This is a genomic window from Prevotella merdae, from assembly GCF_900290275.1.
Taxonomy (GTDB): Bacteria; Bacteroidota; Bacteroidia; order Bacteroidales; family Bacteroidaceae; genus Prevotella; species Prevotella merdae.
In genome coordinates this window covers 617340-642109 of sequence record NZ_LT985323.1, presented here as the reverse complement: position 1 = coordinate 642109, position 24770 = coordinate 617340, and the positions used below count along the sequence as shown (strand labels likewise).

Annotated in this window: 19 protein-coding genes and 3 tRNA genes; 5 read left to right on the top strand and 17 right to left on the bottom strand. The window is 45.9% G+C overall.

Annotation, left to right across the window (positions count from 1 at the left end):
- Window positions 1-39: 39 nt before the first annotated feature.
- A tRNA-Glu gene (locus C9991_RS16590) sits at window positions 40-111 on the bottom strand.
- Between the two features lie 131 nt (window positions 112-242).
- On the opposite strand from C9991_RS16590, the gene recO reads away from it, so the two are divergent.
- Window positions 243-968: a DNA repair protein RecO gene (recO, locus tag C9991_RS02565; RefSeq protein ID WP_106811052.1), complete on the top strand. Its 726-nt coding sequence runs from the start codon at window positions 243-245 to the stop codon at window positions 966-968.
- A gap of 59 nt (window positions 969-1027) precedes the next feature.
- Here the strand turns inward: recO and ftsZ are convergent, their stop codons facing one another.
- The 12 genes from ftsZ to rsmH form a co-directional block, all read right to left on the bottom strand.
- A complete protein-coding gene (ftsZ, locus tag C9991_RS02560) occupies window positions 1028-2368 on the bottom strand; it encodes a cell division protein FtsZ (protein WP_106811051.1) in 1341 nt (446 codons plus the stop codon).
- 14 nt (window positions 2369-2382) lie between these two features.
- The gene (gene ftsA, locus C9991_RS02555) at window positions 2383-3834 is read right to left on the bottom strand and encodes a cell division protein FtsA (RefSeq protein ID WP_106811050.1); all 1452 of its coding nucleotides are present in this window, start codon (window positions 3832-3834) and stop codon (window positions 2383-2385) included.
- Window positions 3835-3862: 28 nt separating this feature from the next.
- On the bottom strand, window positions 3863-4867 hold the full coding sequence (locus C9991_RS02550) for a cell division protein FtsQ/DivIB (RefSeq protein WP_106811049.1): 1005 nt from the start codon (window positions 4865-4867) through the stop codon (window positions 3863-3865).
- Between the two features lie 84 nt (window positions 4868-4951).
- Entirely contained in the window at window positions 4952-6334 is a 1383-nt protein-coding gene (gene murC / locus C9991_RS02545) for a UDP-N-acetylmuramate--L-alanine ligase (protein WP_106811048.1), read from the bottom strand.
- Between the two features lie 10 nt (window positions 6335-6344).
- Window positions 6345-7457, bottom strand: coding sequence for an undecaprenyldiphospho-muramoylpentapeptide beta-N-acetylglucosaminyltransferase (gene murG / locus C9991_RS02540; protein ID WP_106811047.1), 1113 nt, complete (start codon window positions 7455-7457; stop codon window positions 6345-6347).
- Window positions 7458-7549: 92 nt separating this feature from the next.
- Window positions 7550-8833 (bottom strand): FtsW/RodA/SpoVE family cell cycle protein, encoded by a 1284-nt coding sequence (locus C9991_RS02535; RefSeq protein ID WP_106811046.1) that lies wholly within the window; start codon window positions 8831-8833, stop codon window positions 7550-7552.
- A 9-nt stretch (window positions 8834-8842) separates the two neighbouring features.
- On the bottom strand, window positions 8843-10174 hold the full coding sequence (gene murD, locus C9991_RS02530) for a UDP-N-acetylmuramoyl-L-alanine--D-glutamate ligase (protein WP_106811045.1): 1332 nt from the start codon (window positions 10172-10174) through the stop codon (window positions 8843-8845).
- Between the two features lie 46 nt (window positions 10175-10220).
- Window positions 10221-11489 carry a phospho-N-acetylmuramoyl-pentapeptide-transferase gene (gene mraY, locus C9991_RS02525; RefSeq protein ID WP_106811044.1) on the bottom strand — a complete coding sequence of 423 codons (1269 nt, stop codon included), beginning with the start codon at window positions 11487-11489 and terminating at the stop codon, window positions 10221-10223.
- Window positions 11490-11732: 243 nt separating this feature from the next.
- Window positions 11733-13184 (bottom strand): UDP-N-acetylmuramoyl-L-alanyl-D-glutamate--2,6-diaminopimelate ligase, encoded by a 1452-nt coding sequence (locus C9991_RS02520; protein ID WP_106811043.1) that lies wholly within the window; start codon window positions 13182-13184, stop codon window positions 11733-11735.
- Between the two features lie 67 nt (window positions 13185-13251).
- The gene (locus C9991_RS02515; RefSeq protein ID WP_106811042.1) at window positions 13252-15411 is read right to left on the bottom strand and encodes a penicillin-binding protein; all 2160 of its coding nucleotides are present in this window, start codon (window positions 15409-15411) and stop codon (window positions 13252-13254) included.
- The gene (locus C9991_RS02510) at window positions 15408-15884 is read right to left on the bottom strand and encodes an FtsL-like putative cell division protein (protein ID WP_198643734.1); all 477 of its coding nucleotides are present in this window, start codon (window positions 15882-15884) and stop codon (window positions 15408-15410) included. Before C9991_RS02510 ends, C9991_RS02515 begins: the two co-directional genes overlap by 4 nt.
- Window positions 15885-15889: 5 nt before the next feature.
- Window positions 15890-16834 (bottom strand): 16S rRNA (cytosine(1402)-N(4))-methyltransferase RsmH, encoded by a 945-nt coding sequence (gene rsmH, locus C9991_RS02505; protein WP_106811041.1) that lies wholly within the window; start codon window positions 16832-16834, stop codon window positions 15890-15892.
- Window positions 16835-16994: 160 nt separating this feature from the next.
- Here rsmH and glsA point away from each other — a divergent pair, with 160 nt between their 5' ends.
- Both glsA and glsB read left to right on the top strand, forming a co-directional pair.
- Window positions 16995-17840 (top strand): lyso-glycine lipid O-acyltransferase GlsA, encoded by an 846-nt coding sequence (gene glsA, locus C9991_RS02500; protein WP_106811040.1) that lies wholly within the window; start codon window positions 16995-16997, stop codon window positions 17838-17840.
- An 88-nt stretch (window positions 17841-17928) separates the two neighbouring features.
- Complete coding sequence (gene glsB, locus C9991_RS02495) at window positions 17929-18924, top strand: glycine N(alpha)-acyltransferase GlsB (protein ID WP_106811039.1); 996 nt, start codon at window positions 17929-17931, stop codon at window positions 18922-18924.
- A 331-nt stretch (window positions 18925-19255) separates the two neighbouring features.
- Here the strand turns inward: glsB and C9991_RS02485 are convergent.
- The 4 genes from C9991_RS02485 to C9991_RS02470 form a co-directional block, all read right to left on the bottom strand.
- A tRNA-Asn gene (locus tag C9991_RS02485) sits at window positions 19256-19329 on the bottom strand.
- Between the two features lie 57 nt (window positions 19330-19386).
- Window positions 19387-19460, bottom strand: a tRNA-Asn gene (locus C9991_RS02480).
- Window positions 19461-19554: 94 nt separating this feature from the next.
- On the bottom strand, window positions 19555-20526 hold the full coding sequence (locus tag C9991_RS02475; protein WP_106811038.1) for a phosphatase PAP2 family protein: 972 nt from the start codon (window positions 20524-20526) through the stop codon (window positions 19555-19557).
- Between the two features lie 29 nt (window positions 20527-20555).
- On the bottom strand, window positions 20556-21557 hold the full coding sequence (locus tag C9991_RS02470; protein WP_106811037.1) for an NAD-dependent epimerase/dehydratase family protein: 1002 nt from the start codon (window positions 21555-21557) through the stop codon (window positions 20556-20558).
- A 294-nt stretch (window positions 21558-21851) separates the two neighbouring features.
- Here C9991_RS02470 and C9991_RS02465 point away from each other — a divergent pair, with 294 nt between their 5' ends.
- Both C9991_RS02465 and rnr read left to right on the top strand, forming a co-directional pair.
- Window positions 21852-22223 (top strand): DUF4143 domain-containing protein, encoded by a 372-nt coding sequence (locus tag C9991_RS02465; protein WP_232823226.1) that lies wholly within the window; start codon window positions 21852-21854, stop codon window positions 22221-22223.
- 104 nt (window positions 22224-22327) lie between these two features.
- Window positions 22328-24526, top strand: coding sequence for a ribonuclease R (gene rnr / locus C9991_RS02460; protein ID WP_106811036.1), 2199 nt, complete (start codon window positions 22328-22330; stop codon window positions 24524-24526).
- The last annotated feature ends 244 nt before the right edge of the window (window positions 24527-24770 follow it).

Here is a 24770-nt window from a genome sequence, read left to right as displayed (position 1 = left end):
CTTCTTTTTGTTATTCTTTTTTATTTTTTTTCTTGATTGTAGTCCCTAGGAGAGTCGAACTCCTCTTTAGAGAATGAAAATCTCTCGTCCTAACCGATAGACGAAGGGACCAACGATGCTTGATTTAAGCGGATGCAAAGGTACGACTTTATTTTAGTCCCACCAAATTTTAATTGGAGTTTTTTATTAAAATGGTGTATTTTTCAGTAATTTTGCCGTCAAAATCATAATTATCGGCAAAAATGCTCGTAAAAACCAATGCTATTGTGCTTAACTCATTGAAATATGGGGAGTCACAGATTATCGTAGATATGTTTACTGAGATGTATGGACGACTGTCTTTCATGCAACGTATTCCACGCACTTCTCGTTCGGGTGTGAAGAAACAATTCTTTCAGCCACTTACAATTCTTTCAATAGAGTTCGACTTCCGTCCTTCGCAGAAGCTTCAACGTATTAAAGAGGCGGCGGTAGCATGTCCGTTTGTGTCAATCCCGTTCGATGCTTTAAAATTATCGATAGCTATGTTTGTGGCTGAATTTACTAGTTACTGTACACGTTCTGAGCAAGCAAACCGACCGTTGTACCTGTTCGTGGAAAATTCTGTGCGTTGGTTGGATGCCTGTACAAACGGTTTCGCCAACTTCCACATTATATATATGTTGCATCTTTCGCATTTCGTGGGTTTTTATCCCAACCTTGATAGTGGCGTAGGTAAGACATGGTTTGATATGCGTTCGGGATGTTTTACTGGCAGTATGCCCGCTCATAATGATGTGCTACAGCCAGATGAGGCCAATAAGATAAGGTTACTTATGCGACTTAACTATACAACAATGCGGCTGCTCTCGCTATCACGCAGCGAGCGCAACCGCATTGTAGAGGTTGTTTTGCAATATTATAGACTTCATCAACCAGGCTTTCCTGAGATGAAATCGTTGCCTGTCCTGATGCAGTTATTCTGCTAACAGATAAGATATTGCTGTGTTAAAGGATGGCTATCAACTCTTGTTAATAAGAGATATTGTTAGTCGTCGCCGAACGAAATCATACCGCTTACTCTTTCGTCTTCCTCACGAGGCTTAGCAATGCCTTTCTCGTCAACAATGCGTCGGCGCAGTTCGTTGAGTTGCTGCAGTGTACGCTTGTATGTAGGAGTAGTATCGACTGTGAGTATAACTTCCTCGTTGTCGAGGTCGTCAGCAGAGAAACGGAAGATGTGCGGGCGTCGCTTTGTTACTGTTCCGCCCTTGTCGTTGCCGTAGTAATGTATACGACGGTTGTCGTTCTTTATCTTAATCTCAACCTGTTTGTCATCCTCTTCTTGTGCTATCTTCTTGATATGACTGTTCATTCCGTCCACATTCTCTATACCGAAGCCTGTGGCGAGGATAGTAACTTTGACCTTGTTGCCGAGATCTGGGTCTAAACCGATACCCCACTTTATCTCGAAGTCGGAACCAAACTGCTCCATGAAGTCATTCACCTCGTTCATCTCCTCCATCATCAAGCCACCAGAGTTGGGTGTATCGTTATTTGAATCCTTTGAGAAATTGATGCTGAGAAGAATCTTCTTTGCGTTGAATACATCATTATCGTTAAGCAATGGAGAGTTGAGGGCGTCGGCAATAGCTTGCTTAACACGTCCTTCGCCCTCGCCATAGCCTGTAGACATAATTGCTACACCACCATCCTTGAGCACGGTCTTTACATCGTTAAAGTCGAGATTGATAAGTCCGTGGTTGGTGATTATTTCAGCGATAGACTTTGCAGCTACAGAGAGTGTGTCGTCAGCCTTTCCGAATGCATCCAGCACTGTAAGGTCAGGGTATATTTTGCGTAGGCGCTCATTATTGATTACAAGTAGTGCGTCTACGTGCTTTGCCATTTCTTCAACACCGTCAAGAGCCTGGTCTATCTTACGTTTGCCTTCAAAACGGAACGGAATGGTTACGATACCAACAGTAAGAATACCTAGTTCTTTGCTTACACGGGCTATAACAGGAGCCGCACCTGTTCCAGTGCCGCCACCCATTCCTGCCGTGATGAATGTCATTCTTGTACCATCAGTAAGCATTTGTTTTATGGCATCAAGACTCTCTTCGGCTGCTTGACGTGCTTTAGCAGGTTTGTTTCCTGCTCCAAGACCTTCAGTGCCAAGTTGTAATAGCACTGGTACTGGCGAATCGTTAAGAGCTTGGTTGTCGGTGTTGCACAGCACGAACGATACGTCGTGTATGCCTTCACGGTACATGTGGTTGACAGCATTGCCGCCACCGCCACCGACACCGATTACCTTGATAATCGTATTGTTTTCTTTTTCTGGTGTGCAGAAGTCCACCATCATATTATTATTGTTGTCTGGCATAGTGTTAATCTGTTTTATTCGTTGTTTTCAGGTTCTACGAGCGATCGTCCAAATTGCTTCAGTGAGCCAAAGAATCGGTGTATTGGTGAGTTCTTCTTGCGCTCCTCTTCTTCCTTGGCTTTGCGTGTTTCTTCTTCTTGTTTGATACGTTCGGCTTCTTCTTTTGCTATGCGCTCCTTCTCTTCACGTTTTGTGCGTTCTTCCTCGGTTTCGTGAGGCGTAGTTGCGTTTGGCTGTGTGGTAGTTGTGCCGTTTGTAGTGCCTGTTGTAAATGCTGCGTTGAACTGCTGATTGTCAAATAGTGAATTGCCAAAGGGGTTGCCTGCACAGTTCATATCACCTCGTGCGATTAGGCTCAAGATGGTGTTCATAGTGCCATCGTGGCGTAATTCGGGCTTTGAGTCCTTCGAATTTATGTTAAGGGTCACGAATTTGGCTATACGTATCTTCTCTACACCAGTTATCTCGCGGAAAGCCTTTTCAATGTTGGTCATGTTGCTACCTCCACCAGTGATTATGATACCACCTAACAGTTTGTCAATATATTCGGATGGTATGAAGCTCTTGACATTTTCTATTATCTCAAGAGTGCGTGCTTCTACCACCTCGATAAAACGACGACTTTCTACAGAGCGATTACTGTCGATAGGTAAGATGGCTGTCGGGTCGATATCAGCTACATCTGTAATGGCCGAACTGTACTTCAGTTTCATACGTTCTGCCTCGCAGGCTTCCATTTGTAGCGACTCGAGGTCCTTTGTGATATTATCACCACCGAGCGGAATAACCGCAATACTTCGTAGCTTGTCACGATAGTATACCGATACGGTTGTGGTTTCGGCACCTAGGTCAACTAGTACACATCCGGCGCGCTTTTCTGCTTCGGTAAGTACGTTGTCTGCCATTACAAGCGGTGCAAGATAAGTCTCGGCAATTGCTATGCCTGCATTGTCAAAGCTCTTGTTGATATTGCGGTAGAATGAACGACGCCAAAGAATGTTAAGGAAGTTGCCTTCAAGACGACTTGCCTGAATTCCTACAGGGTCGTTTTGATATTGTAGGTCCACCTTATATTCTTCGGTTATTGCATCCTGTATTTCGTAGTCGGGATATGTCATGTTGCGGTTTGAGTCCATAAGCTCGTTTACCATGTTTTGCGACACGATAGCGTCCATAGGTAAATCCTTGATTACCATGTTCTTGACGCTGTGTATGCTTTGTCCGCCAATGCCTACATATACCTGTGTTATGTCAGCCTGCAAGCTGTTCTTTAGTTTGCTGATGATATTACTCAGTCCTTGGGTGGTCTTATCGATGCTGTAGACTACACCTTTGCGTATGTACGAGGTGGAGTCTTCTGATGCGGCAGCGAGAATGGTAATGCTGCCGTCGGGGTTCTTTTTTCCAGCCATGCCGGTGATTTTGGATGATCCCAGCTCAATAGCTACTATAAAATCCTTTGCCATACGTTGTTATGTGATGTTGTATAATTTCTTAGTTACTTGATTTCTTTTTAGTGGTGTCTGTCTTTTTTGACTCGTTTCCGCTTTTCTTATTGGTTTCCATTTTCTTGTTCTCCGTTCCAGTTTTGTTTTCTGTTGCGGGGGTGGTTTCCTCACCTTCTGACGGTCCGTCTTCGGCAATTTGGGATGTTGGGTTTGATATGTTTACAACCGATTGTACAGGCTGTGGCTCATATACGTTGGGTCGTTCATCCTTGCGCTTGCATATTATTTGGTTATCAAACTCAATGTTTACATACGAATATTTGTTCCAACCAACTTGTGAAAGTCCGTACTTATAGAACTTTTCCAATCTTGTCATCTTCTTCTCGATGAACAGGTCTATGTCCTTTTCGTGCTTGCGTTTGTCGTTTATCTCAGGAAGACGTCCTATATACACTATATGATCGCCAATGCGTGGTACAAGCTCTACGCCGAGTTCGGGTGTGATATGTATCTGTTCGATAAGGTTCTTCCAAACGTCATTTTGCATAATGGCCTTGCCCAACGGTGATATGTAGTTGATAGCATACCAACGGTTGATATTGCCCGATGCGATGATGAGGTCGCTCGTATAGCTTGAGCGAGGCATTATGCAGTCGTGATCGTCTACATAGTAGTCGTCACCGTTGTCTGCTTTTATGCGTATCACAGGCATGCGCTGTGTAACGCTTATGTATACGTATCCTCCTTCTGTCTTGTAGCATTCAGCAGTCTTGACGAATGGACTACGTCTAAGCATCTCCTCAATGCCTCTTGTGTCTACGTTTGTCAGCGGACGTCCGATGGGATAGTATCCCGTCTTCTGCAAGCGCTCCTTTATCACTTTGGCGTCAAGAAATCCTCCAGCAGCGTTGTCGGCAATATCGATGTTCACCTTGGAGCACAATGCCTTAGAGTCACCTTTCTTGTCGAAAGAGACAAAGGCAAGCGCCAGGTATATGGCTATCACGATGTCGCTTGCCACGAACAGTCTTTTGCTCCAGGATGTTTTCACTTTGTCTTTCGTTTTTATTAGTTGATGAGTCTTGACTGTATGTATGTCTTGTTGACAAGGCCTTTTATGGCCTGTTGTGTCAGCCTACTTCTCCTTGCTTTCGATAATCTTGGCTATCTGCGGCACGTAATTGTCGAGGTCGCCAGCGCCTAAGATAACGAGAACGTCGAAGTCGCGGTTTTTCACGAGGTCCAATACGTCCTCCTTGTGAATCATACTTTTATCCACGCCTTCTTTGAGATTGTCGTATATAAGCTGTGATGTCACGCCTGGTATAGGTTTCTCACGTGCTGGGTATATGTCACATAATATAACCTCGTCGAGCTGTGATAAGGCATCGGCAAAATCCTTGTAGAAGTCGCGTGTACGCGTGTACAGATGTGGTTGGAATATAGCTGTGATGCGACGGTTTTTGTACAATTCGCGTATACTCTTTGCACTCTGATATATCTCCTTCGGGTGGTGCGCGTAGTCGGACAGCAACACATGCTTGTCGTTTTTAATCTTGAAGTCGAATCGGCGGTCTACACCTTTGTATGTCTTCATTCCATAGCGCAGTTCTTCGGCATTGCATCCGTTGAGCTGAGCCATAGCCATAGCTGCCACACCGTTTTCGATGTTGATAGGAATAGGCTGACCGAGCTCTACATCCTTAACATTCTCGATTGGTGACACGAAGTCGAAGGTTATTTCGCCGTTATCAATACGAATGTTTTCAGCGTGGAAGTCGCCTTCGTTAAGGCTGTATTCGTATACTTTTACTCCTTCCTGACATTCGGCTTTCATTTCCAGATTCTTGTGTATAATGAGTGCTCCGCCTTGCTGTATCAGTGTAGTGTAGTGGTGGAAACTTTCAAGATAAGCTTCCTTTGTACCGTATATGTCGAGGTGATCGGGGTCGGTAGCTGTGATTACGCTCATCCATGGGCGTAGCCAATGGAACGAACGGTCAAATTCATCGGCTTCTATCACTACATAGTCGCTATGGTCTGACAGGATGTAGTTGGTGCCGTAGTTTTTGGATATACCTCCGAGGAAGGCGTTGCAGTCAAGATGACTCTGGTGCATTATATGTGCGCACATTGTTGATGTGCTTGTTTTGCCGTGTGTTCCAGCTACACATAGTCCCTTGTGTGTGCGTGTTAGTGTTCCGAGAACTTGAGCTCGCTTTTCAATTGTGAATCCATTTTCACGGAAGTATACCAGTTCCTTGTGGTCGGCAGGGATTGCCGGTGTATATATTACAAGACAAGATTCTGGCTTGCGGCAAGCGTGTGGAATATCCTCAACGCTTTCTTTATAGTGGAGAATCACGCCCTCGCGTTCGAGTTGGTGTGTTAGTTCTGACGGAGTTTTGTCGTATCCAGCTACCACGATACCTTTGTGGATGAAATAGCGAGCTATTGCGCTCATGCCGATACCGCCAGCACCGACGAAATATACAGCTTTGATATCTTTGATTTCCATTGTAGATTTTTTATTTTCCGGCAATCTTCAATACTTCGTCGGCAATGATGTCGGCAGAGTTTGGTTTGCCAAGTTTTTTGATGTTTTCTGCCAGTTGAGCAAGTTGTTCGTCGTCCTTTACTGTGTCTACTGCTAGTTGTAGCAGTGTAGCAGGTGCTTCTGCATCCTTTACGTATAGCGCAGCACTCTTGTTGACCAATGCCATGGCGTTCTTTGTTTGATGGTCTTCAGCTACATTGGGAGATGGGACCAGTATTACGGGCTTGCCTATTAGGCAGAACTCGCTTATGGAGCTTGCTCCAGCACGGCTTATTACGAGGTCGGCAGCTTTGTATGCTGCTCCCATATCGCTGATGAAGTCCATAACCTTGAGCATTGGCAATGCGTGATGGTTCTTGAGTTGTTCTGTAACGGCAGCGCTATAGTACTTGCCAGTCTGCCATACAAACTGCACACCGCTTTTCTCAACAAGGTCGAGATGCTGTAGTACGCTCTCGTTTATAGTACGTGCTCCAAGACTTCCTCCAACCAGCAATATGGTTTTCTTGTTCGGATCGAGTCCTAAGCTCTTTATGGCTTCTTCTCGTGTTATTTTTGTCTCGATAAGATTCTGGCGTACAGGATTGCCCGTTATTATTATGCGGTTGGCAGGGAAGAAACGTTCCATTCCTTCATAGGCAACGCATATCTTGCATGCTTTAGGTGCAAGATGTTTGTTGGTTACGCCGGCATACGAGTTTTGTTCTTGTATGAGCGTTGGTATACCCATAGCGTTTGCAGCGTCTAGGGTTGCTGCGCTAGCATATCCGCCTACGCCTACAGCCACATCAGGGGCAAATTCCTTGATGGTTTTGCGTACCATATGCTTGCTTTTGAAGAAGTCTAAAGCCACGCCTATGTTGGAAGGCGACCAAAGTGGTCGTTTAAAACCACGTACAGGCAGACCTACTATCTTGTAGCCTGCCGCTGGTACGCGTTGCATTTCCATTCTGCCTATTGCTCCAACAAACAATATCTTTGCGTCGGGACGTTTAGACTTTATTGCGTTGGCTATAGAGACAGCCGGGAATATGTGTCCACCGGTACCTCCGCCACTGACGATGACTCTTAGTTCATTTTCCATTTGCTCGCGTTTTATTGACTTTTTCAATTCACAAAATTAATCATTTTTTCTGATAAAGCCGATTATTGTGCTTCCTTTTATTTAACCGTTGGCTATTTTTGTTTTAAAGCCGACTGAGGAATGTTTGTTTCTTCTATTATTTCAGGCTTTTTCTGTGCCGAACGGCTTATGCTCAATATCACTCCAATGTATATGCAGTTGATAATGCTCGATGTTCCGCCCTTGCTTATAAGTGGTAGTGGCTGACCAGTTACAGGAGCCAAACCCACAGCCACACACATGTTAAATAGTGCCTGTGTTACAAGCAGCAAGGCAAGACCCATTGCCAGTAGGGCGGGGAAGTTGTTTTCGCATCTGCTTGCTATGCGTCCAGTCCTAAATAGTAGGATAATGTAAAGCATTGCCACGCAGAAGGCGCCCTCTATTCCCATTTCCTCGATGATGATGGCAAAGATAAAATCGGAGTAGGCTTGTGGTATAAAGTTGCATTCCTCCGAATTTCCTGGTCCTTTGCCTGCCACGTTTGCCGAGGCAATGGCAATGTTGGCATGAGCCACCTGCGCATCTTTGTCGAGATCGATGTCCTTTGGCGTAAGCTGCTTGTGTACAAGAAACTTGTCTATACGCGCCTTCCATGTGTCGAAGCGGTGGAATACCTTCTCCACCATATTCTTGTCCTTGGGCTCTGCCTTTACCTGTTCGGTTAGCTGCTTGCCTTCAGTCAGCTGATCTTGTGTGTTGTCTTTACCCAAGGTCAAGATGGCTCCCACAAGTATGGCGGCAGATAGAAGGGTGAATCCTAGCAGTTTACCAAGCTGTCGCATAGGCACACGTCCTATAAGCATCATCATGAATATGACGATGCAAAGAAGCATAGCGGTTGACAAGTTCTCAAACATTATAGGCGTTACTATGAAAAAACTTACAGTTAGTATGTACCTGAAAGCGTTCTTGTCGGCTCCGTTCTCTGTCTGCAGATTACTCAGAATCTGTGCCGTAGCAAGCACCATGGCGCCTTTTGCTATTTCTGAAGGCTGAAACTGTATGCCTCCGATGCCCATCCATCTTTGCGCTCCATTGGTAGAATCTCCCACAAAGAATACACAGATAAGCATAACGAACGACAGTCCGAGTAATGGGGTGGTGAGCAACTTGAAGTAGCGGCACTTGACATTGAGTGTCAATACTGTGGCTAGCACACCCAACGCCAGCAGTCCTATGTGTTTAAACATAGGCGCAATATAGCTGCTTGCGCGGTAGGTGAGCTGTGCCGATGCCGAGTATACCTCAATGACGCTGATAAGGCATAGAAAGAAGAAAACCATCCATATTACCTTGTCGCCTTTGAAGATGTTGCCTAATGTCTTGTTTATCATCTCTTGTTTTTACAGACTTCTTACTAATGTCTTAAACTGTTCGCCGCGATCTTCCATGTTCTTGAACAGGTCGAAGCTAGCACAACATGGGCTTAGAAGTACGGTGTCGCCAGGTTGTGCAAGTTCGTAGCATGCAGCCACGCAGTCTTTCATCGAATGAGTATCGCGTATTGTTATGCCCATCTCATCGAAGAAGTTGTGCAGCTTGGTGTTGTCTGCTCCAAGGAACACAAGCGCCTTGCATTTTTGCTTTACCAGTTGCTTAATCTCGTTATAGTCGTTGCCTTTGTCCTTGCCTCCAATTATTAGGATTGTAGGGGTCTTCATACTCTCAAGGGCATACCAGCAAGCGTCAACGTTGGTGGCTTTTGAGTCGTTAATGTATTGCACGCCACCTACCTTGCACACCTTTTCCAGTCTATGCTCAACGCCAGGGAAGTCGCTAAGACTCTGTCGTATCACGTCTTTCTTGATACCTGTGATGTTGCCGGCAATGCCTGCAGCAAGCGAGTTGTATATGTTATGCTTGCCTGTAAGTGACAGTTCTTCCTGTTCCATATTGAATGGAGTGGGCTTCTCTATCTTGTAGCTTCCTTCTTCAATGTAGCCTATAGATCCCTTTTCTTTCAGTTCGGAGAAAGGATACTGTATTGCCTTTATGTCATACTTCTCCAGCTCGCGCTTAATAACAGGATCGTCGTTCCAGTAGATGAATGAGTCGTCGTTTGTTTGGTTCTGAATAATGCGCATTTTGGCGTCCACATAATTCTGCATACAATAGTCGTAGCGGTCGAGGTGGTCGGGCGTTATATTCAGCAGTATGGCAATGTTGGCATGAAAGTCGTACATATTGTCCAACTGGAACGAGCTTAACTCAATGATATAATATTCGTGTGGATCCTCAGCTACCTGCAATGCAAGCGAGCGACCTATATTTCCGGCAAGTCCGGCATCATATCCCGCCGTTTTGAATATGTGGTATATGAGTGATGTTGTTGTTGTCTTGCCATTTGAGCCGGTTATGCATACCATCTTCGAGTTAGTGTATCGTCCTGCAAACTCAATCTCGCTGATGATATGTATGCCCTTGTCTGTGGCTTTCTTAACCATAGGAGCCTCTTTGGGTATGCCAGGACTCTTTATAATCTCGTCTGCTGCGAGAATCTTAGCCTCGGTGTGCTGCTTTTCCTCCCACTCTATATTGTGGTCGTTAAGCATTTTCTTGTATTTGTCTTTAATGGCCGACATGTCACTAACGAACACGTCAAAGCCTTCTTTCTTTGCCAGTACGGCAGCTCCGGCACCACTCTCGCCGGCGCCGAGAATAACAATCTTTTTCATATTATTGTTTATTGGCCACTCCCCGATAATGGGGGAGAGATATTTGTTATCTTATTTTTAGTGTTATTATTGTGAGAGCCGCCAATATGATGGTGGTTATCCAGAAACGTATTGTAATCTTCGACTCGTGGATGGCACCTTTTGGCTTCTTTATTAGGTATTTGCACTCAGGGTCGAGTTGCAACTGTTGTGTGCGGAAGTTGTCGTGTATAGGTGTGCGCTTAAATATGCGCTGCTTTACGCCGTGTCGTTTGCCAAGTTTGTAGTAGTAAACCTGCAGTATAACGCTGAGGCTCTCTACAAAGAAGATGCCGCACAATATCGGGAGCATAAGTTCCTTGTGTATGATAATTGCTGTAACGGCAATGATACCGCCAATGGTCAGCGAGCCTGTGTCGCCCATAAACACTTGTGCAGGATAGGCATTGTACCACAGGAAGCCTATCAGTGCACCAATGAATGCGCATAGGAACACTACCAGTTCTTCCGATCCAGGTATGTACATAATGTTGAGATAGCTGGCATACTCGATGTGCGAGCTTACATATGCCAGTATGCCCAATGCCACACCTATAATGGCTGAGTTGCCTGCGCACATACCGTCCATACCATCGTTTAGGTTGGCACCATTGCTTACGGCAGTCACCACGAATATTGTCATAATTACAAACAATATCCAGCCGGCTGCTACGCGGTGCTCGCCGAATATGCTTGTTATACGCGAGTAGTCAAGGTTGTGGCCCTTTACAAATGGAATTGTTGTCTTTAGCGACTTGCGTGCTTCTGCTCTATGTTTTACCACTATTTCGTGGCCTTGCTTCTCGTAGGCAAGATTCTCGTTCATCTTGACATCAGGCGATGCCCACAGGGTTAGACCTACAATAAGTCCGATACCTATCTGACCAACAATCTTGTATTTGCCTTTAAGTCCCTCTTTGTTGCGGCGGAATATTTTGATAAAATCGTCCATACCACCGAGAAATCCCAACCATACCGTTGTGACAATCATAAGCAACAGGTATATGTTGCGTAGACGGCCAAGCAGCAGTACAGGCACAAGTATAGCCACAATAATAATGATGCCACCCATTGATGGCACACCTATTTTCTTTACACCGAACGGGTCAATACTTGCGTCGCGCTGTGTCTCGGTTATTTGTTTGCTTTTTAGATACTTGATAAATCTCTCGCCGAACCATGCCGAGATAATGAGCGAGAGGATGAGTGCTAACAACGAACGGAATGATATGTAGCCCCACATGTGTGAGCCGCTTATGCCGTATTGTTCGAGGAAGCGGAAAAGATAGTATAACATCTTGAGTTTTGAATTTTGAGTTTTGAGTTTTGAATTGTTGCCTTTGGCAATGTTGAATTTTGAGTTTTGAGTCTTGAGTTTTGAGTCTTGAGTTTTGAGTTGTTGCCTTTGGCAATGTTGAGTTTTGAATTCAAAATTAAATAATTCCTAATCGGCGTAGCCGACAATTCAAAATTCAAAATTCAAAACTCAAAAACTCCTAATCGGCGTAGCCGACAACTCCTAATTCGTAACTCTTAATTCTTAATTCTTAAAACATTCCTTTACAACCTCATGGTCGTCGAAGTGGTGCTTCACGCCCTTAATCTCTTGATAATTTTCGTGACCCTTGCCGGCAATGAGTATTACATCGCCCTTCTGTGCCATCATGCAGGCTGTGCGTATAGCCTCGCGGCGGTCTACTATAGAGATAACTTTCTTCATCTGCTGCGCGTTTAGTCCGGCAAGCATGTCGTTGATGATATCTTGTGGCTCCTCAAAACGTGGATTGTCGCTTGTGATAATCACTTTGTCACTCTGTTTTACAGCCTCTTGTGCCATAAGTGGTCGCTTGCCTTTGTCGCGGTTGCCACCTGCACCACATACTGTTATTACGTGTCCTTTGCCGTCGAGAACCTCATGTATGGCGTTGAGTACATTCTCCAAAGCGTCCGGTGTATGTGCATAGTCTACTACAGCTGTATATCCTTCTGGCGAGTGTATAGGTTCAAGGCGTCCGCTTACGCTATGCAATGTGCTCATTACCACCAGCACATCCTCGGGCGACTTGCCCAACATTACGGCAGCTGCATATACGGCCAACAGGTTGCTTACATTGAATTTGCCAATAAACTGTACACCTACCTCGTGTCCGTCCATCTCAAGGTACATGCCCTCAAAGTGGCACTCTATAATGCGGGCCTTGAAGTCGGCCACAGTTCGTATTGAGTATGTCTTTACTGTTGCCTTAGTGTTCTGTACCATCACCATGCCGTTCTTGTCGTCGGCGTTAGTTATGGCAAAGGCAGTCTTAGGCAGTGAGTCGAAGAAGGCCTTCTTGGCATTGCGGTAGTTCTCGAATGTCTTGTGATAGTCGAGATGGTCGCGTGTAAGGTTGGTGAATATGCCACCCGCAAAGGTCAGTCCGCCAATGCGCTTCTGTGCAATGGCGTGTGACGAGCATTCCATAAAGGCATACTCGCATCCTGCTTGTACCATGCGGTCGAGCAGGCGGTTAAGCTCTATTGGGTCCGGAGTGGTGTGGTCGGCTGGTATTGCCTCGTCTATGATATAATTGCATACGGTAGACAGCAAGCCACACTTGTGCCCCATCTTTGTAAACATATTATATAATAAGGTGGCGATAGTGGTCTTGCCGTTGGTTCCAGTTACGCCCACAAGCTTTAGCTTTGTAGATGGGTTGCCGTGGAATGTTGTGGCAACCTTGCCCACAACATCTTCTGTCGACTCCACCTGGACATATGTCACGCCCTCGGCTTTTTCTTCAGGCATGTCCTCGCACATCACAGCCTTTGCTCCAAGCTCTATTGCCTTGGGCACAAACTTGTGACCGTCTACCTGCGTTCCCTTCATTGCTATGAAGAGATGGCCATCTTTGATGCGGCGTGAGTCGATGTTCACGTCTGTGATTTCAACATCCTCGCTGCCTACTATAGCAACTACGGGGATATCTTTGAGCAATTCCTTAAGTTTCATTTCTATTATTTAGAATTATATTTTATGTCTTTTATTACATTGTTTACATTGTTGCATTACCTTCGCCTTAGGCGAGTCGCAGTACACAAGTCATTCCTTTGGCAATCTTGCTTCCTGGACCGATGCTCTGTTCTACCACCTTGCCTCGTCCGTGCAGCTTCACTTTCAGTCCGCGGCTTTCGATAAGATATACGGCATCGCGTGCTCCCATACCATGCACATCCGGCATTTGTGAGCGTTCGCCTAATGGCTCACGTTGTAGATTGATGGTTTTTCCATTTGTCTCTGTTGCGCGTCCCCATATCGGGTTGCCGTTGGCATAAGATCCTGTCCAGTCTGCGCGAGGCTCAAAGCCTAAGTGTGTAAGCACATAGTCGGCAGCCAGTATGTTGCCATTCTTTACCTGTGGTATAAGGATGGAAAGCGAGTCGCGTGCGTCGATTGCCTCAAGTTTTAGGCTCTGAGCCATAATGCCTTCGGCTATATCGTGAAACACAACTCCACTCATTCCGCCTCCTGATGCAGGTAATCCCGACTTCTGTATACATACGATGCAACTGTACCGTGGCTCATAAGCGGGGAAGAATCCGGCAAACGACAATAGGTAGTTCATCTGTCCGCTCTTATAGCCCGCCGCGCCTTTTGATATCTGTGCCGTACCTGTTTTGCCTGCAACAAGGAACGATGGCGAACCTGCCTTCTTTCCCAGTCCTACGCTCACCACTTGCTCCAGGATGTGCGTTATCTTCTTTATTGTTGTAGGCTTGGCTATCTGCTCTCGCATTACCACTGGCGCAAATGTCTCTACAACCTGGCCGTTCTTGCGCACCTCTTTTACAAATCTTGGGCGCATCATCTTGCCGCCGTTGGCTATGGCGTTGTAGAAGGTCAAGGTTGATATAGGCGGTACTTGCGTTTCGTAGCCTATACTCATCCATGGCAGTGTGGTCTTGCTCCAGTTTACGTATTGTTTGCCTCTTGAGTCTTTCTTCGGCATACGTATTCTTGCCGGCGAGTAGCCCGGTATTGGTAGGTGTAGGTCGTCTGCAAGGCCCAGTCGTCTAATTCCCTCAACATACTTCTCCGGAGTGTTGTGGTAGTGGTCGTCAATTATTCTACTTACACCGATGTTTGAACTTACCCACAACGTTTGTGGCAGTTTGAGCATACCGTATCCTCCGCGTCGCCAGTTGTGGTCTTTCATTTCGCGACCGTACATTGGCCATACACCGCATCCCGTATCTACGTAGGCAGTTGTGTCTACCACACCATCGTCGAGTGCTACCATTATTGAGGCGGTCTTGAATACAGAACCTGGTTCAAGCAAATCGCTTACTGCATGGTTCTTTATCTCATTATATGTGCCGTCGGCACACTTTGTCATGTTTACTATAGCCTTGACGTCTCCCGTCTTAACCTCCATAACGATGGCCACACCTACGTTGGCGTTAATCTTGTACAGCTCGTTGAGCAAGGCACGTTCGGCAAGGTCTTGCATCGATACGTCGATTGTAGTCACGATGTCAGCACCGTCTACCGGTGCGCGGTCTGTAAGGTATAGAAATTTGTTTAGTACCTTCTTACCGTGGCTTATACCGTTCTCGCCTCTAAGCAGCGAGTCGTACGATAGCTCCAGTCCGCATTGTGCCGAGTCTATCTCGCCGAACATCTTGCCTATTGTTCGCAGAGCCAGCGATCCGTATGCCTGCTTGCGTGCATTGAACTCCTCGGTGTGGAATCCGCCGCGATTCTTCTTCAGGCAGAATATAGGCAAACGTTTTACCTCCGAATAGGTGCTGTAGTTCACACGTCTTGGCCATATAGGCCAGTGGGCTTTCTGCTTTTGATATCCCTCAAGTAGATGTTCCTTGAACTCGGCAGCCGAGCGTTCGGGGAATATAGCGTTCAGTCCGTCGCATATAGAATCGAGTTTTACCTCAAACAGCGAGTCTTTATCTGCTGTGTGTATGGCTCTGAAGTCGACAAACAATTTATATTGTGGCAACGACGATGCCATTAATTGTCCGTCGCAGCTTAGAATGTTGCCGCGTACCGGTGGTGTGCTTAGGCTGTCTACCTTCACACGGTCGGCCACTTGCATCCAGAAGTCGTGCTTGGCAGTCATGATGTACATAGTCTTGCCCAGTACGGCGACAGCTATCAGCGTCATAAGTATAGCTATGAAACTGAATCTTGGCATTGCTTTCTTGCTGTCAAACTTGCTCATTTTTCTTCTGTGTTTGGAACATTAATTATGTATGGTGGCTGAGTTGCTATCTGCAATGTACTGTCCTGGCAGGTTTTAAGTTGCTCAAGCACCTTGCTCTCGCGTGTCATTTGTGTCAGGTCGCTACTTGACGACAGTGCTCTGTATTTGGCGTCCTTAAGTTGTTCGGTTAGGGAACTTATGCGTATAAGGTCCTGCTGGCACTTGTATCTGTTGGATATGTATACCACGATAAATAGCGATATTAGCAGTATCAGCCATATTTGCTGTCTTATGACGTTAGCGCTCAGTATGTCGCCGCCCAGAATCTTGCGCAGTGTAAGGTTCTTGGCAAAGGGCATGTCCTCCTCAGTGGCTTGCTCTCGTATGATGGTCTTAAGCGATGGCGCCTCCCGTTCGGTATCCTTATCGGCCTTTTCCTCAAGATGTTCGAGGATGAGTCGTGCGTCTGGTTGATTCTTTTCAGTCTCCATAATGTTTATTTTTTCTCAGCTATACGCAGTTTTGCGCTTCGGCTTCGTGGGTTGCGCTCTTGCTCCTCATCAGTAGGAATTATAAGCTTGCCCACTGTCTTGAATGGCGTGTTTGTTCGTCCGAAGAAGTCTTGGTCTACCTTGCCTTCCGCATTGCCCGCCTTCATATAGTTCTTTACGATGCGGTCTTCAAGCGAGTGGTAGGTTATTACCGATAGACGTCCGCCGGGTGTCAGCAGTTCTGTAGCCGATGCCAGCATTTCCTTTAGCGCGTCCATCTCATGATTAACTTCGATGCGTAATGCTTGGAACAGCTTAGCCATCTCCTTTTTCTCGCGTTCCTTACGGAATAAAGGCTCCACGGCAGCAAGAAAGTCGCTCGTTGTCTTAATCTCCTTGGCTTGTCTTGCCTTGGCAACGGCAGCCGCAATGCGTCTTGAGTTCTTCATCTCGCCATATATGTAGAAAACGTCTGCCAGTTTTGTCTCGTCGTAAGTATTGACAATATCGGCAGCTGTTTGTCCGGCACGCTTGTTCATTCGCATGTCTAATGGCGCGTCGAATCGGAATGAGAAACCTCGCTCAGCATCGTCAAAGTGGTGCGACGATACGCCAAGGTCGGCAAGCAGACCATCTATGTGCTCCACACCATAGTAGCGCATCCAGTTCTTTAGGTATCTGAAGTTGCTTCTTACAAAGGTGAATCTGTCATCGGGTTCCCCAATGTTCTGCTCGGCATCTGCATCCTGGTCAAAGCTGTAGAGATGAGCGTCGTGGGCGAGTCGTGATAGAATCTCTCTTGAGTGTCCGCCTCCGCCGAATGTCACGTCTACATATATGCCGCCTGGTTTTAGGTTGAGCCCGTCTATGCTTTCGTCAAGAAGCACAGGTACGTGGTAACCTTCGGCGGTCTTTATGCTGGTTGTATGTTCTATATTGTCCTTATACATTATTAATAAGCGTATTTGGGTGTAAAGGTACATAAAAATCCGCATACGAGTCTACATTTAGGTATCAAAATTATTAAAAAGATATATTTCTTGTGTTAAATGGAATGTATCTGAAAAAGATGTGTTACTTTTGTACCCAAATAGCATTTTTCAGGTCAAGATGAACGAAATTTCAGAGCATACAATCGACATTGACAAGATACTCAGCAGCAAGATGGGGCCAAAGGCACGTTATGTACCGGGGGTTCTTACGTCATGGCTCAAGCGCATTATTCACCAGGACCAGGTGAACAAGTTTATATGGGACAGCCGCAACCTTACGGGTGTGGATTGGCTCGAGGCTTGCGTGCGCTATCTTAAGATGGATATTGAGATAGTGGGCAAGGAGAATTTGCCATCCAAGGACGATGGGCGTCTTTATACTTTTGTGTCCAATCATCCGCTTGGAGGACAGGATGGAGTGGCGCTCGGTGCTATAATAGGTCGTCATTACGATGGGCGTTTCCGCTATCTTGTCAACGATCTGCTTATGAACTTGCCTGGTCTTGCTCCCGTTTGTATAGGTATAAACAAGACAGGCCGCAACAGTCGCGACTTTCCGCGTATGGTTGAGGCTGGCTTCAAGAGCGACAATCATATGCTGATGTTCCCAGCTGGGCTTAATAGTCGTCGCCAGCCCGACGGCTCTATACACGATATACCGTGGACAAAGACGTTTATCAAGAAGAGCGTGGAGTGTCAGCGCGATATCGTACCCATTCATTTCAGTGGAACCAACTCGGCTCGCTTTTATCGCATAGCCAAGTTCAGCGACCGTTTCCTACCGTTCAATCTTGCCATGATATTCCTTGTGGACGAGATGTATCGCAATGTGGGCAAGCATTTTACCATACATATAGGCAAGCCTATACCATGGCAAACATTCGACCGTAGCCGCACGGCGCAGCAGTGGGCTCAATGGGTGGAGGATGCTGTATACGACCTGCCTCAAAAGGTAAAAGGGTAAAAAGATAAAAGAGTAAAAAGGTAAAAAGCCAAAACGTAAAAGATAAAATAGGGCCGTATGGCCTGTAGACATATTCGAAGAATACAACATGGAAGAGCCAATAATAGAACCGGTCAGTAAGGAGCTGTTGAAGAGCGAGCTTACACCCGAGCGTCAGCTCCGTATGACCAATAAGAGCCACAACGAGATTTATGTCATCACAGCGCATAACGCGCCTAATGTGATGCGCGAGATAGGACGTCTGCGCGAGATTGCTTTTCGTGAGGCGGGAGGCGGCACTGGCAAGCCGTTGGATATTGACGAGTTTGACACATGTCCTAATTGCTATAAGCAGCTCATTGTGTGGAATCCTGAGGCCGAGGAGATTATAGGTGGCTATCGTTATCTGTTGGGTTCCGACTGGGAACTTGACGAGAAAGGACAGCCTAAGCTTGCAACAAGCCACATGTTCCATTTCTCCGACAAGTTCCTAAAGGATTATATGCCGTACACCGTAGAGCTGGGTCGCTCGTTCGTAACTCTTGAGTATCAGAGCACACGACGTGGCTCAAAGAGCCTCTTTGCACTTGATAATCTTTGGGACGGACTTGGTGCACTTACCGTTATAAAGCCTAATGTGCGCTATTTCTTTGGCAAGATGACGATGTATCCATCTTACATCCGAAGGGGTAGGGATATGATTCTCTACTTCCTCAAGAAGCATTTCGACGATAAGGAGAACCTTATCATCCCGCTCAAGCCGCTTAAGATAGAAACGCCGGAGGATGAGTTGAAGAAGCTGTTCTGCGAGGATGATTTCAAGAAGGATTATCTAATCCTAAACCGTGAGGTACGTGCCTTGGGTTACAACATTCCGCCGCTTGTCAATGCTTATATGTCGTTGTCGCCAACGATGAAGCTTTTTGGTACAGCCATCAACTACGGTTTTGGTGATGTTGAGGAAACAGGCATACTGATAGCTGTTGATGAGATACTCGAGAGCAAGCGTGTTCGCCATATCGACTCTTTTATCAAGGAGCATCCTGAAGCCTTGGAGATAACGAGTGGCGCCAATAAGGTGATTTACCGCGAAAAGGAGATATAATAATAGCGCTCACTACATTGATATGGGATCAAATAATATTGTTGTGTTTTTAACAATCCAATATTATTGTTTATCTTTGCGTCATGAATAGAACTCAGCCCATAGATTACAAGTCCGTATNCGTTTAACTGCAAGCTAAAAACATTCAGGGCTGAATTCAGAGGAGTGAATGATCTGAAGTTCTATCTTTATAGGGTAAAACAGTTGTTTGCATAAGAAATACAGATTGTTAAAAACACAACAATATTATATGAGCCGCTATCTTTTTGGGATATCTATGTAGATAAACGAAAAAGCCTCGCAAGCTGTTGCTTGCGAGACTTTTTAAAAGCGCTTCAAGATGGACTTGAACCAACGACCCCCTGATTAACAGTCAGGTGCTCTAACCAACTGAGCTATTGAAGCATAGCAATCATCGAAAGCGTTGAGCGTTTGAAACTTGTGCTGAACGATTGTTTCGAGCGCTTCAAGATGGACTTGAACCAACGACCCCCTGATTAACAGTCAGGTGCTCTAACCAACTGAGCTATTGAAGCAAACAGGTTGCTTTCGCGCTGTCTCGTGATTGCGGGTGCAAAGTTAGCAAGAATTTTGTAATCTCCAAAACTTTTGCTAACTTTTTTCGCCTTTTTATCTATTTTTTTTCATTTCGCCCCTACTGAGCCACATCAATACGGTGTAAAGCAGGCATCCCGATACCAATCCTGCCAATGCATCGATGGCGTAATGTGCCTGGATATATACCGTTGAGAAGCATAGAAAGATGTAGAAAGGCAACATTAGTAATACCAGTTTGCGTTGGCGGGTATGTGCCGCCAATAGCATACATACAGTAGCAATGCCAACATGCGATGATGGAAAGGCAGCTGTAGGACGTTCGCCCGCTGCTTTGGCATCCTCGACAAGTCCATAAAACAATCCTTGCTCATAACCTGGAGTAGGCAAGCATTCGGTATGTGTATTAAAGTAGTCGCCTACTGCTGGGAACACGCCTTGCACTATATTGTCCAGTCCTACAGCTTTGTAGTAGAACGTAGGTCCTGCTACTGGTACAAAGATAAACACTATGTAGTAGACGAAGAACGACGCCATAACTACCAAGGCAGCTCTTTCAAACTCGTTGTATCGGCAGCAGAAGTAGAACAGTACCGTGAGCGCTATCATGGGGTAGTAGCTGGCGTATCCCATGCTCATAAGCTCGGACACTACAGCCCACGGCATTGTCTTTACAAAGGTTAGGGCTGGTTGGCATCCAAAGATGTTTTGTTCCCATCCGCAGAACACATGGTCAAGGTTGCTGAACATGCGGTTTAGCTCGTAAGTGTCTGGATACCACCATGCCAATAGCGACATCTGCGCCACTACGCGCACCAAGCGTGTAAGTCGGCACGGTACAAGTCGGTATACCACCCATAAGGCTGCGGTCATAGCCACGACACGTACACGTCCCCAAATCATTGCGTCAGGGTTTTGTAGCTCGGTGTAGGTAAACAAAGCCACGCAAAGCGTAAGTAATGTATAAGCCAACACCACCCATTCGAGAGCCATGAGTCCGCGCTTGGGCTTGCTCTCGATGGCGAATAGTTGTTTGATGAAGTTCATTTCTTTATTGTCTTCTTATAAGAATAAAATTACAACCACCCGTTTTCCTTATACCACTTTACTGCGAGCTTCACGCCCTTATCAAGTTTGTAGTGTGGGTGGTAGCCAAGTTCGTCCATAGTTGGTTCTATATCGCAGCGCCAGTTGCGTTGCTTCAGAATGTTGTACTTGTCGTTGTTTAGCGCTATAGGCTTGTGGGTTATTTGGCCTATCTTCTCGCCGAAGAAGGTAACAATGCGCAGCACCCATACCGGTGCAATGATGCGCAGCATCCACTTTACGCCCATCTCTTTCTTCAGAAGGTCGCTGAATTCGGTAGAGCTATACACCTCGCCGTCGCTTAGGAAGTATTTGCGTCCGCTCATACCGCGGTCTAATGCCAGGAATACAGCCTGAACAACGTCAAGCACATATACAAAGGTAATGTCTTGCTGCGTGAATCCTACGGCAAAGTCAACGTGTTTCTTAATACTCTCTGCCATAAGGAAGTAGTCGCGCTCGCGTGGTCCGTATACACCTGTAGGGCGAAGTATGATGTATGGAAAATCGTTGCCTACCGAGTCTAAATAGCGTTCTGCCTCCAGTTTGCTCTTGCCGTACGCGGTGTTAGGACGTGGACTGTCGTTCTCGGTAATGTCTTGATAGGGCTGCTTTTCGTGTATGGCACCGTATACACTTAACGAGCTAAGGAATACAAATCTCTTTATAGGCATCTGCATTTCTATTAGCGCGTCTACAAGGTTGCGTGTTCCGTCGGTGTTCATGCGTCGGAAGTCAGTCTTGTCAAGGCATTTGGTCACGCCAGCAGCGTGCACTACATAGTCGAAGTGCTTACCGTCGAGCTGTTCCTTGAGCCTCTCCTTTGAGGAGAAGTCAAGCTCTATGAAGTTTATACGATTGTCCGTGAGATACTTTTTAGAACTCGTATGTCTCACCGCAGCCCACACTTCCATACCTTTATTTAGTGCTTCTTCTACGATGAAACTGCCAATAAAACCGCTGGCTCCGGTTATCAATATCTTGCTTGTCATTATGAAAATTGGTACATAATCGGTTGCAAAGGTAGTGCAAATAGTAGACAATACAAAACTTTCGTGCCTAAATTGCTGTTTATCTGATGCTTTCTGAGCTTAATTTGCAGTTTGTTGTGTCGTTTTCCATTCATTGGATTGGCTACAAAATCAACGTTTGTGAGCAAGTTCCCCTAGAAAAGTGTGGTATTAGTCTAAAAGTTCCCCTAGAAAAATGTGGTATTTCCTTGTAAGTTCCCCTAGAAAAGTGTAAATTTGCATTGTAAGTGTCTATTAATCAAAATAATAACGAACATGGGCTTGCTTGGAGCATTGTCGGAAACGCCCCCGCAGCAGATTCTTATTGGTAATAATGTATTTGAGGAATATAAGGGGGCTTTTACGGAGAACTATGTACTGCAGCAATTAAAGTCTATTCCACATACCTTTGTCTACTATTATAGCAATGAAAACTCTACAATGGAAATCGATTTTGTTGTACAGCACGACAATGAAATAATTCCTATTGAAGTGAAGGCGGAAGAGAATCTCAGAGCAAAATCATTGCGACAATTTACTTCGGACAACCCTGGCTTGCATGGCATGCGTTTTTCGATGTCGGGATACAGAGAACAAGAATGGCTTACCAATGTGCCTTTATGGGCAGTAAAGTGGTCGTTTACGTAACTTAACAGTAATTTAATACAGCAATGATGTTGCTTGTTTCAAACTTTTTTTGTTTATTTGCATTGTAATAATCAAAGCACGAACAATCTAAAATCAGTAATAATATGGGAAAAGGAAAAAAAGGCGGCAAACGCATGACTAAGAAACAGCTTGCCCCGAAGCTTGAGGAACTATTCGTGTCCAATCCCGGCAAGACTCTATCATTTAAGGATATATTCCGCACGCTGCATCTTGACACTCATCCCCTTAAGATGCTCGCTATTGATATAATGGAGGAGATGGCGTGGGACGACTTCATATCTAAGGTTACAGACAACTCCTACAAACTAAACCTTAAGGGACAGGTGCAGGAGGGTGTGTTTCAGCGCAAGACAAACGGCAAGAACACGGTAACTCCCGATGGCTCGGACAAACCTATATTTGTGGCTGAGCGCAACTCTATGTGGGCTCTTACGGGCGACCGTGTGCGTTTCTCGTATATGGCACGTCGAAAGAATCATATCAAGGAGGCACAGGTAATAGAGATATTGGAGCGTGCAAAGGACACGTTTGTTGGACGCCTTACGTTCGACCACGATATATGCACGCTTATATCTCCGTCTAACGTGCTTGCCAACAGCATTATCATCCCGCGTAGAAAGCTTAAGGGCGGCAAGGATGGTGACAATGCTGTGGTCAAGATTATAGAATGGCCCGATCAGGACCATCGCAACATGATAGGCGAGGTGGTGGATGTGCTGGGCAAGGCTGGCAACAACGATGTTGAGATGAACACTATCCTGGCACAGTATGGTTTGCCATATAAGTATCCTAAGAATGTTGAGGAGGCTGCCGAGAAGATATCAGCCGAGATAACCCCCGAGGATTATGCCGAGCGCGAGGACTTCCGCGACACATTTACATGTACAATCGACCCAAAGGATGCCAAGGACTTCGACGACGCTCTGTCTATAAAGAAGCTTAAGGACGGTCTGTGGGAGGTGGGTGTGCACATTGCCGACGTGAGCCACTATGTTAAGGAAGGCTCTGTGATAGACAAGGAGGCTGTGAAGCGTGCCACAAGTATATACCTCGTCGACCGCACTATACCGATGCTGCCCGAGCGCCTTTGCAACTTTATTTGCTCGTTGAGGCCGGATGAGGAGAAGCTTGCCTTCTCTGTGATATTCAATCTGGACGACGATGCCAACGTTAAGGCTTACCGCATTGTGCATACTGTTATAAAGTCGAACCGCCGTTATGCCTACGAGGAAGTGCAACAGCTGCTTGAGGATAATGGAGTAGTGGATGGCAAGGGTGAGCCGGCACCACCAGCTCCTAAGGGAGGATACAAGGGCGAGAATGCCGACCAACTTATTACACTTGATAGATTGGCCAAGAAGTTGCGTGCCGCAAGATTCAAGAATGGCGCCGTTAAGTTTGACCGCGAGGAGCTTCATTTCGACGTAGACGAGAAGGGAAAGCCTATACGCTGCTACTTCAAGCGCTCTAAGGATGCCAATAAGCTTATCGAGGAATTTATGCTGCTTGCCAACCGAACCGTGGCTGAATCGGTAGGCAAGGTGGGTAAGGGCAAGAAGCCTAAGACGCTGCCTTATCGTGTGCACGACAATCCAGACCCGACAAAGCTCGAGACATTGAGGGAGTTTGTTGTCAAGTTTGGCTACAAGATGAAGACAGACGGCACGAAAGGCGCACTTGCCAAGTCGCTCAACACGCTTATGTCCGACTGTGAGGGCAAGCGCGAGCAAAACCTCATACAGACTGTTGCGCTGCGCGCCATGATGAAGGCAAAATACTCTATACACAATATAGGTCACTTTGGTTTGGCGTTCGACTACTACACTCACTTTACATCGCCTATCCGCCGTTATCCTGACACAATGGTTCATCGACTAATAACGCGTTATCAGCAAGGTGGACGCTCTGCCAATAAGGAACATTACGAGGAGTTGTGCGAGCATTCGTCTGAGATGGAGCAGGTTGCCGCCAATGCCGAGCGCGATTCTATCAAGTACAAGGCAGTAGAGTTTATGTCGGAACGTATAGGTAATGTGTACGATGCGCATATCTCTGGTATACAGTCGTATGGCATTTACTGCGAGATAGACGAGAACCATTGTGAGGGTCTTGTACCAATGCGCGATCTTGACGACGACTACTACGACTTTGATGAGCGTAACTACTGTCTTGTGGGCAGACGTCATCACAATAAATATCAGCTTGGCGACCCAGTACGCATTAAGGTGGCTCAGGCAAATCTCGAGAAGAAACAGCTCGACTTTACGTTGGCTGATGATTAAGAAATGGGAGGCTAATAGAAGTATATATTACTTTGCCATTTATATTGTATTACTTTGCCATTTATATTATATTAAAATGGCAAGTAATATATAATGCTTTGTAATGGCATATGGAAACAAAAAAGGAGTAACTCTAATGAGTGGCTCCTTTTTGTTGTTCATCCGGATATGGAGTGATATATAAGTACGTGTTAATATTTAGCTTTATATATGAGTGGCAATCTGTAGGAGGGTATGGCATCCC

Coding starts and splice junctions, on each gene's coding strand:
- recO (WP_106811052.1), top strand. CDS start 243: ATGCTCGTAAAAACCAATGCTATTGTGCTTAACTCATTGAAATATGGG.
- ftsZ (WP_106811051.1), bottom strand. CDS start 2,368: ATGCCAGACAACAATAATAATATGATGGTGGACTTCTGCACACCAGAA.
- ftsA (WP_106811050.1), bottom strand. CDS start 3,834: ATGGCAAAGGATTTTATAGTAGCTATTGAGCTGGGATCATCCAAAATC.
- murC (WP_106811048.1), bottom strand. CDS start 6,334: ATGGAAATCAAAGATATCAAAGCTGTATATTTCGTCGGTGCTGGCGGT.
- murG (WP_106811047.1), bottom strand. CDS start 7,457: ATGGAAAATGAACTAAGAGTCATCGTCAGTGGCGGAGGTACCGGTGGA.
- C9991_RS02535 (WP_106811046.1), bottom strand. CDS start 8,833: ATGATAAACAAGACATTAGGCAACATCTTCAAAGGCGACAAGGTAATA.
- murD (WP_106811045.1), bottom strand. CDS start 10,174: ATGAAAAAGATTGTTATTCTCGGCGCCGGCGAGAGTGGTGCCGGAGCT.
- mraY (WP_106811044.1), bottom strand. CDS start 11,489: ATGTTATACTATCTTTTCCGCTTCCTCGAACAATACGGCATAAGCGGC.
- C9991_RS02520 (WP_106811043.1), bottom strand. CDS start 13,184: ATGAAACTTAAGGAATTGCTCAAAGATATCCCCGTAGTTGCTATAGTA.
- C9991_RS02515 (WP_106811042.1), bottom strand. CDS start 15,411: ATGAGCAAGTTTGACAGCAAGAAAGCAATGCCAAGATTCAGTTTCATA.
- C9991_RS02510 (WP_198643734.1), bottom strand. CDS start 15,884: ATGGAGACTGAAAAGAATCAACCAGACGCACGACTCATCCTCGAACAT.
- rsmH (WP_106811041.1), bottom strand. CDS start 16,834: ATGTATAAGGACAATATAGAACATACAACCAGCATAAAGACCGCCGAA.
- glsA (WP_106811040.1), top strand. CDS start 16,995: ATGAACGAAATTTCAGAGCATACAATCGACATTGACAAGATACTCAGC.
- glsB (WP_106811039.1), top strand. CDS start 17,929: ATGGAAGAGCCAATAATAGAACCGGTCAGTAAGGAGCTGTTGAAGAGC.
- C9991_RS02475 (WP_106811038.1), bottom strand. CDS start 20,526: ATGAACTTCATCAAACAACTATTCGCCATCGAGAGCAAGCCCAAGCGC.
- C9991_RS02470 (WP_106811037.1), bottom strand. CDS start 21,557: ATGACAAGCAAGATATTGATAACCGGAGCCAGCGGTTTTATTGGCAGT.
- C9991_RS02465 (WP_232823226.1), top strand. CDS start 21,852: ATGGGCTTGCTTGGAGCATTGTCGGAAACGCCCCCGCAGCAGATTCTT.
- rnr (WP_106811036.1), top strand. CDS start 22,328: ATGGGAAAAGGAAAAAAAGGCGGCAAACGCATGACTAAGAAACAGCTT.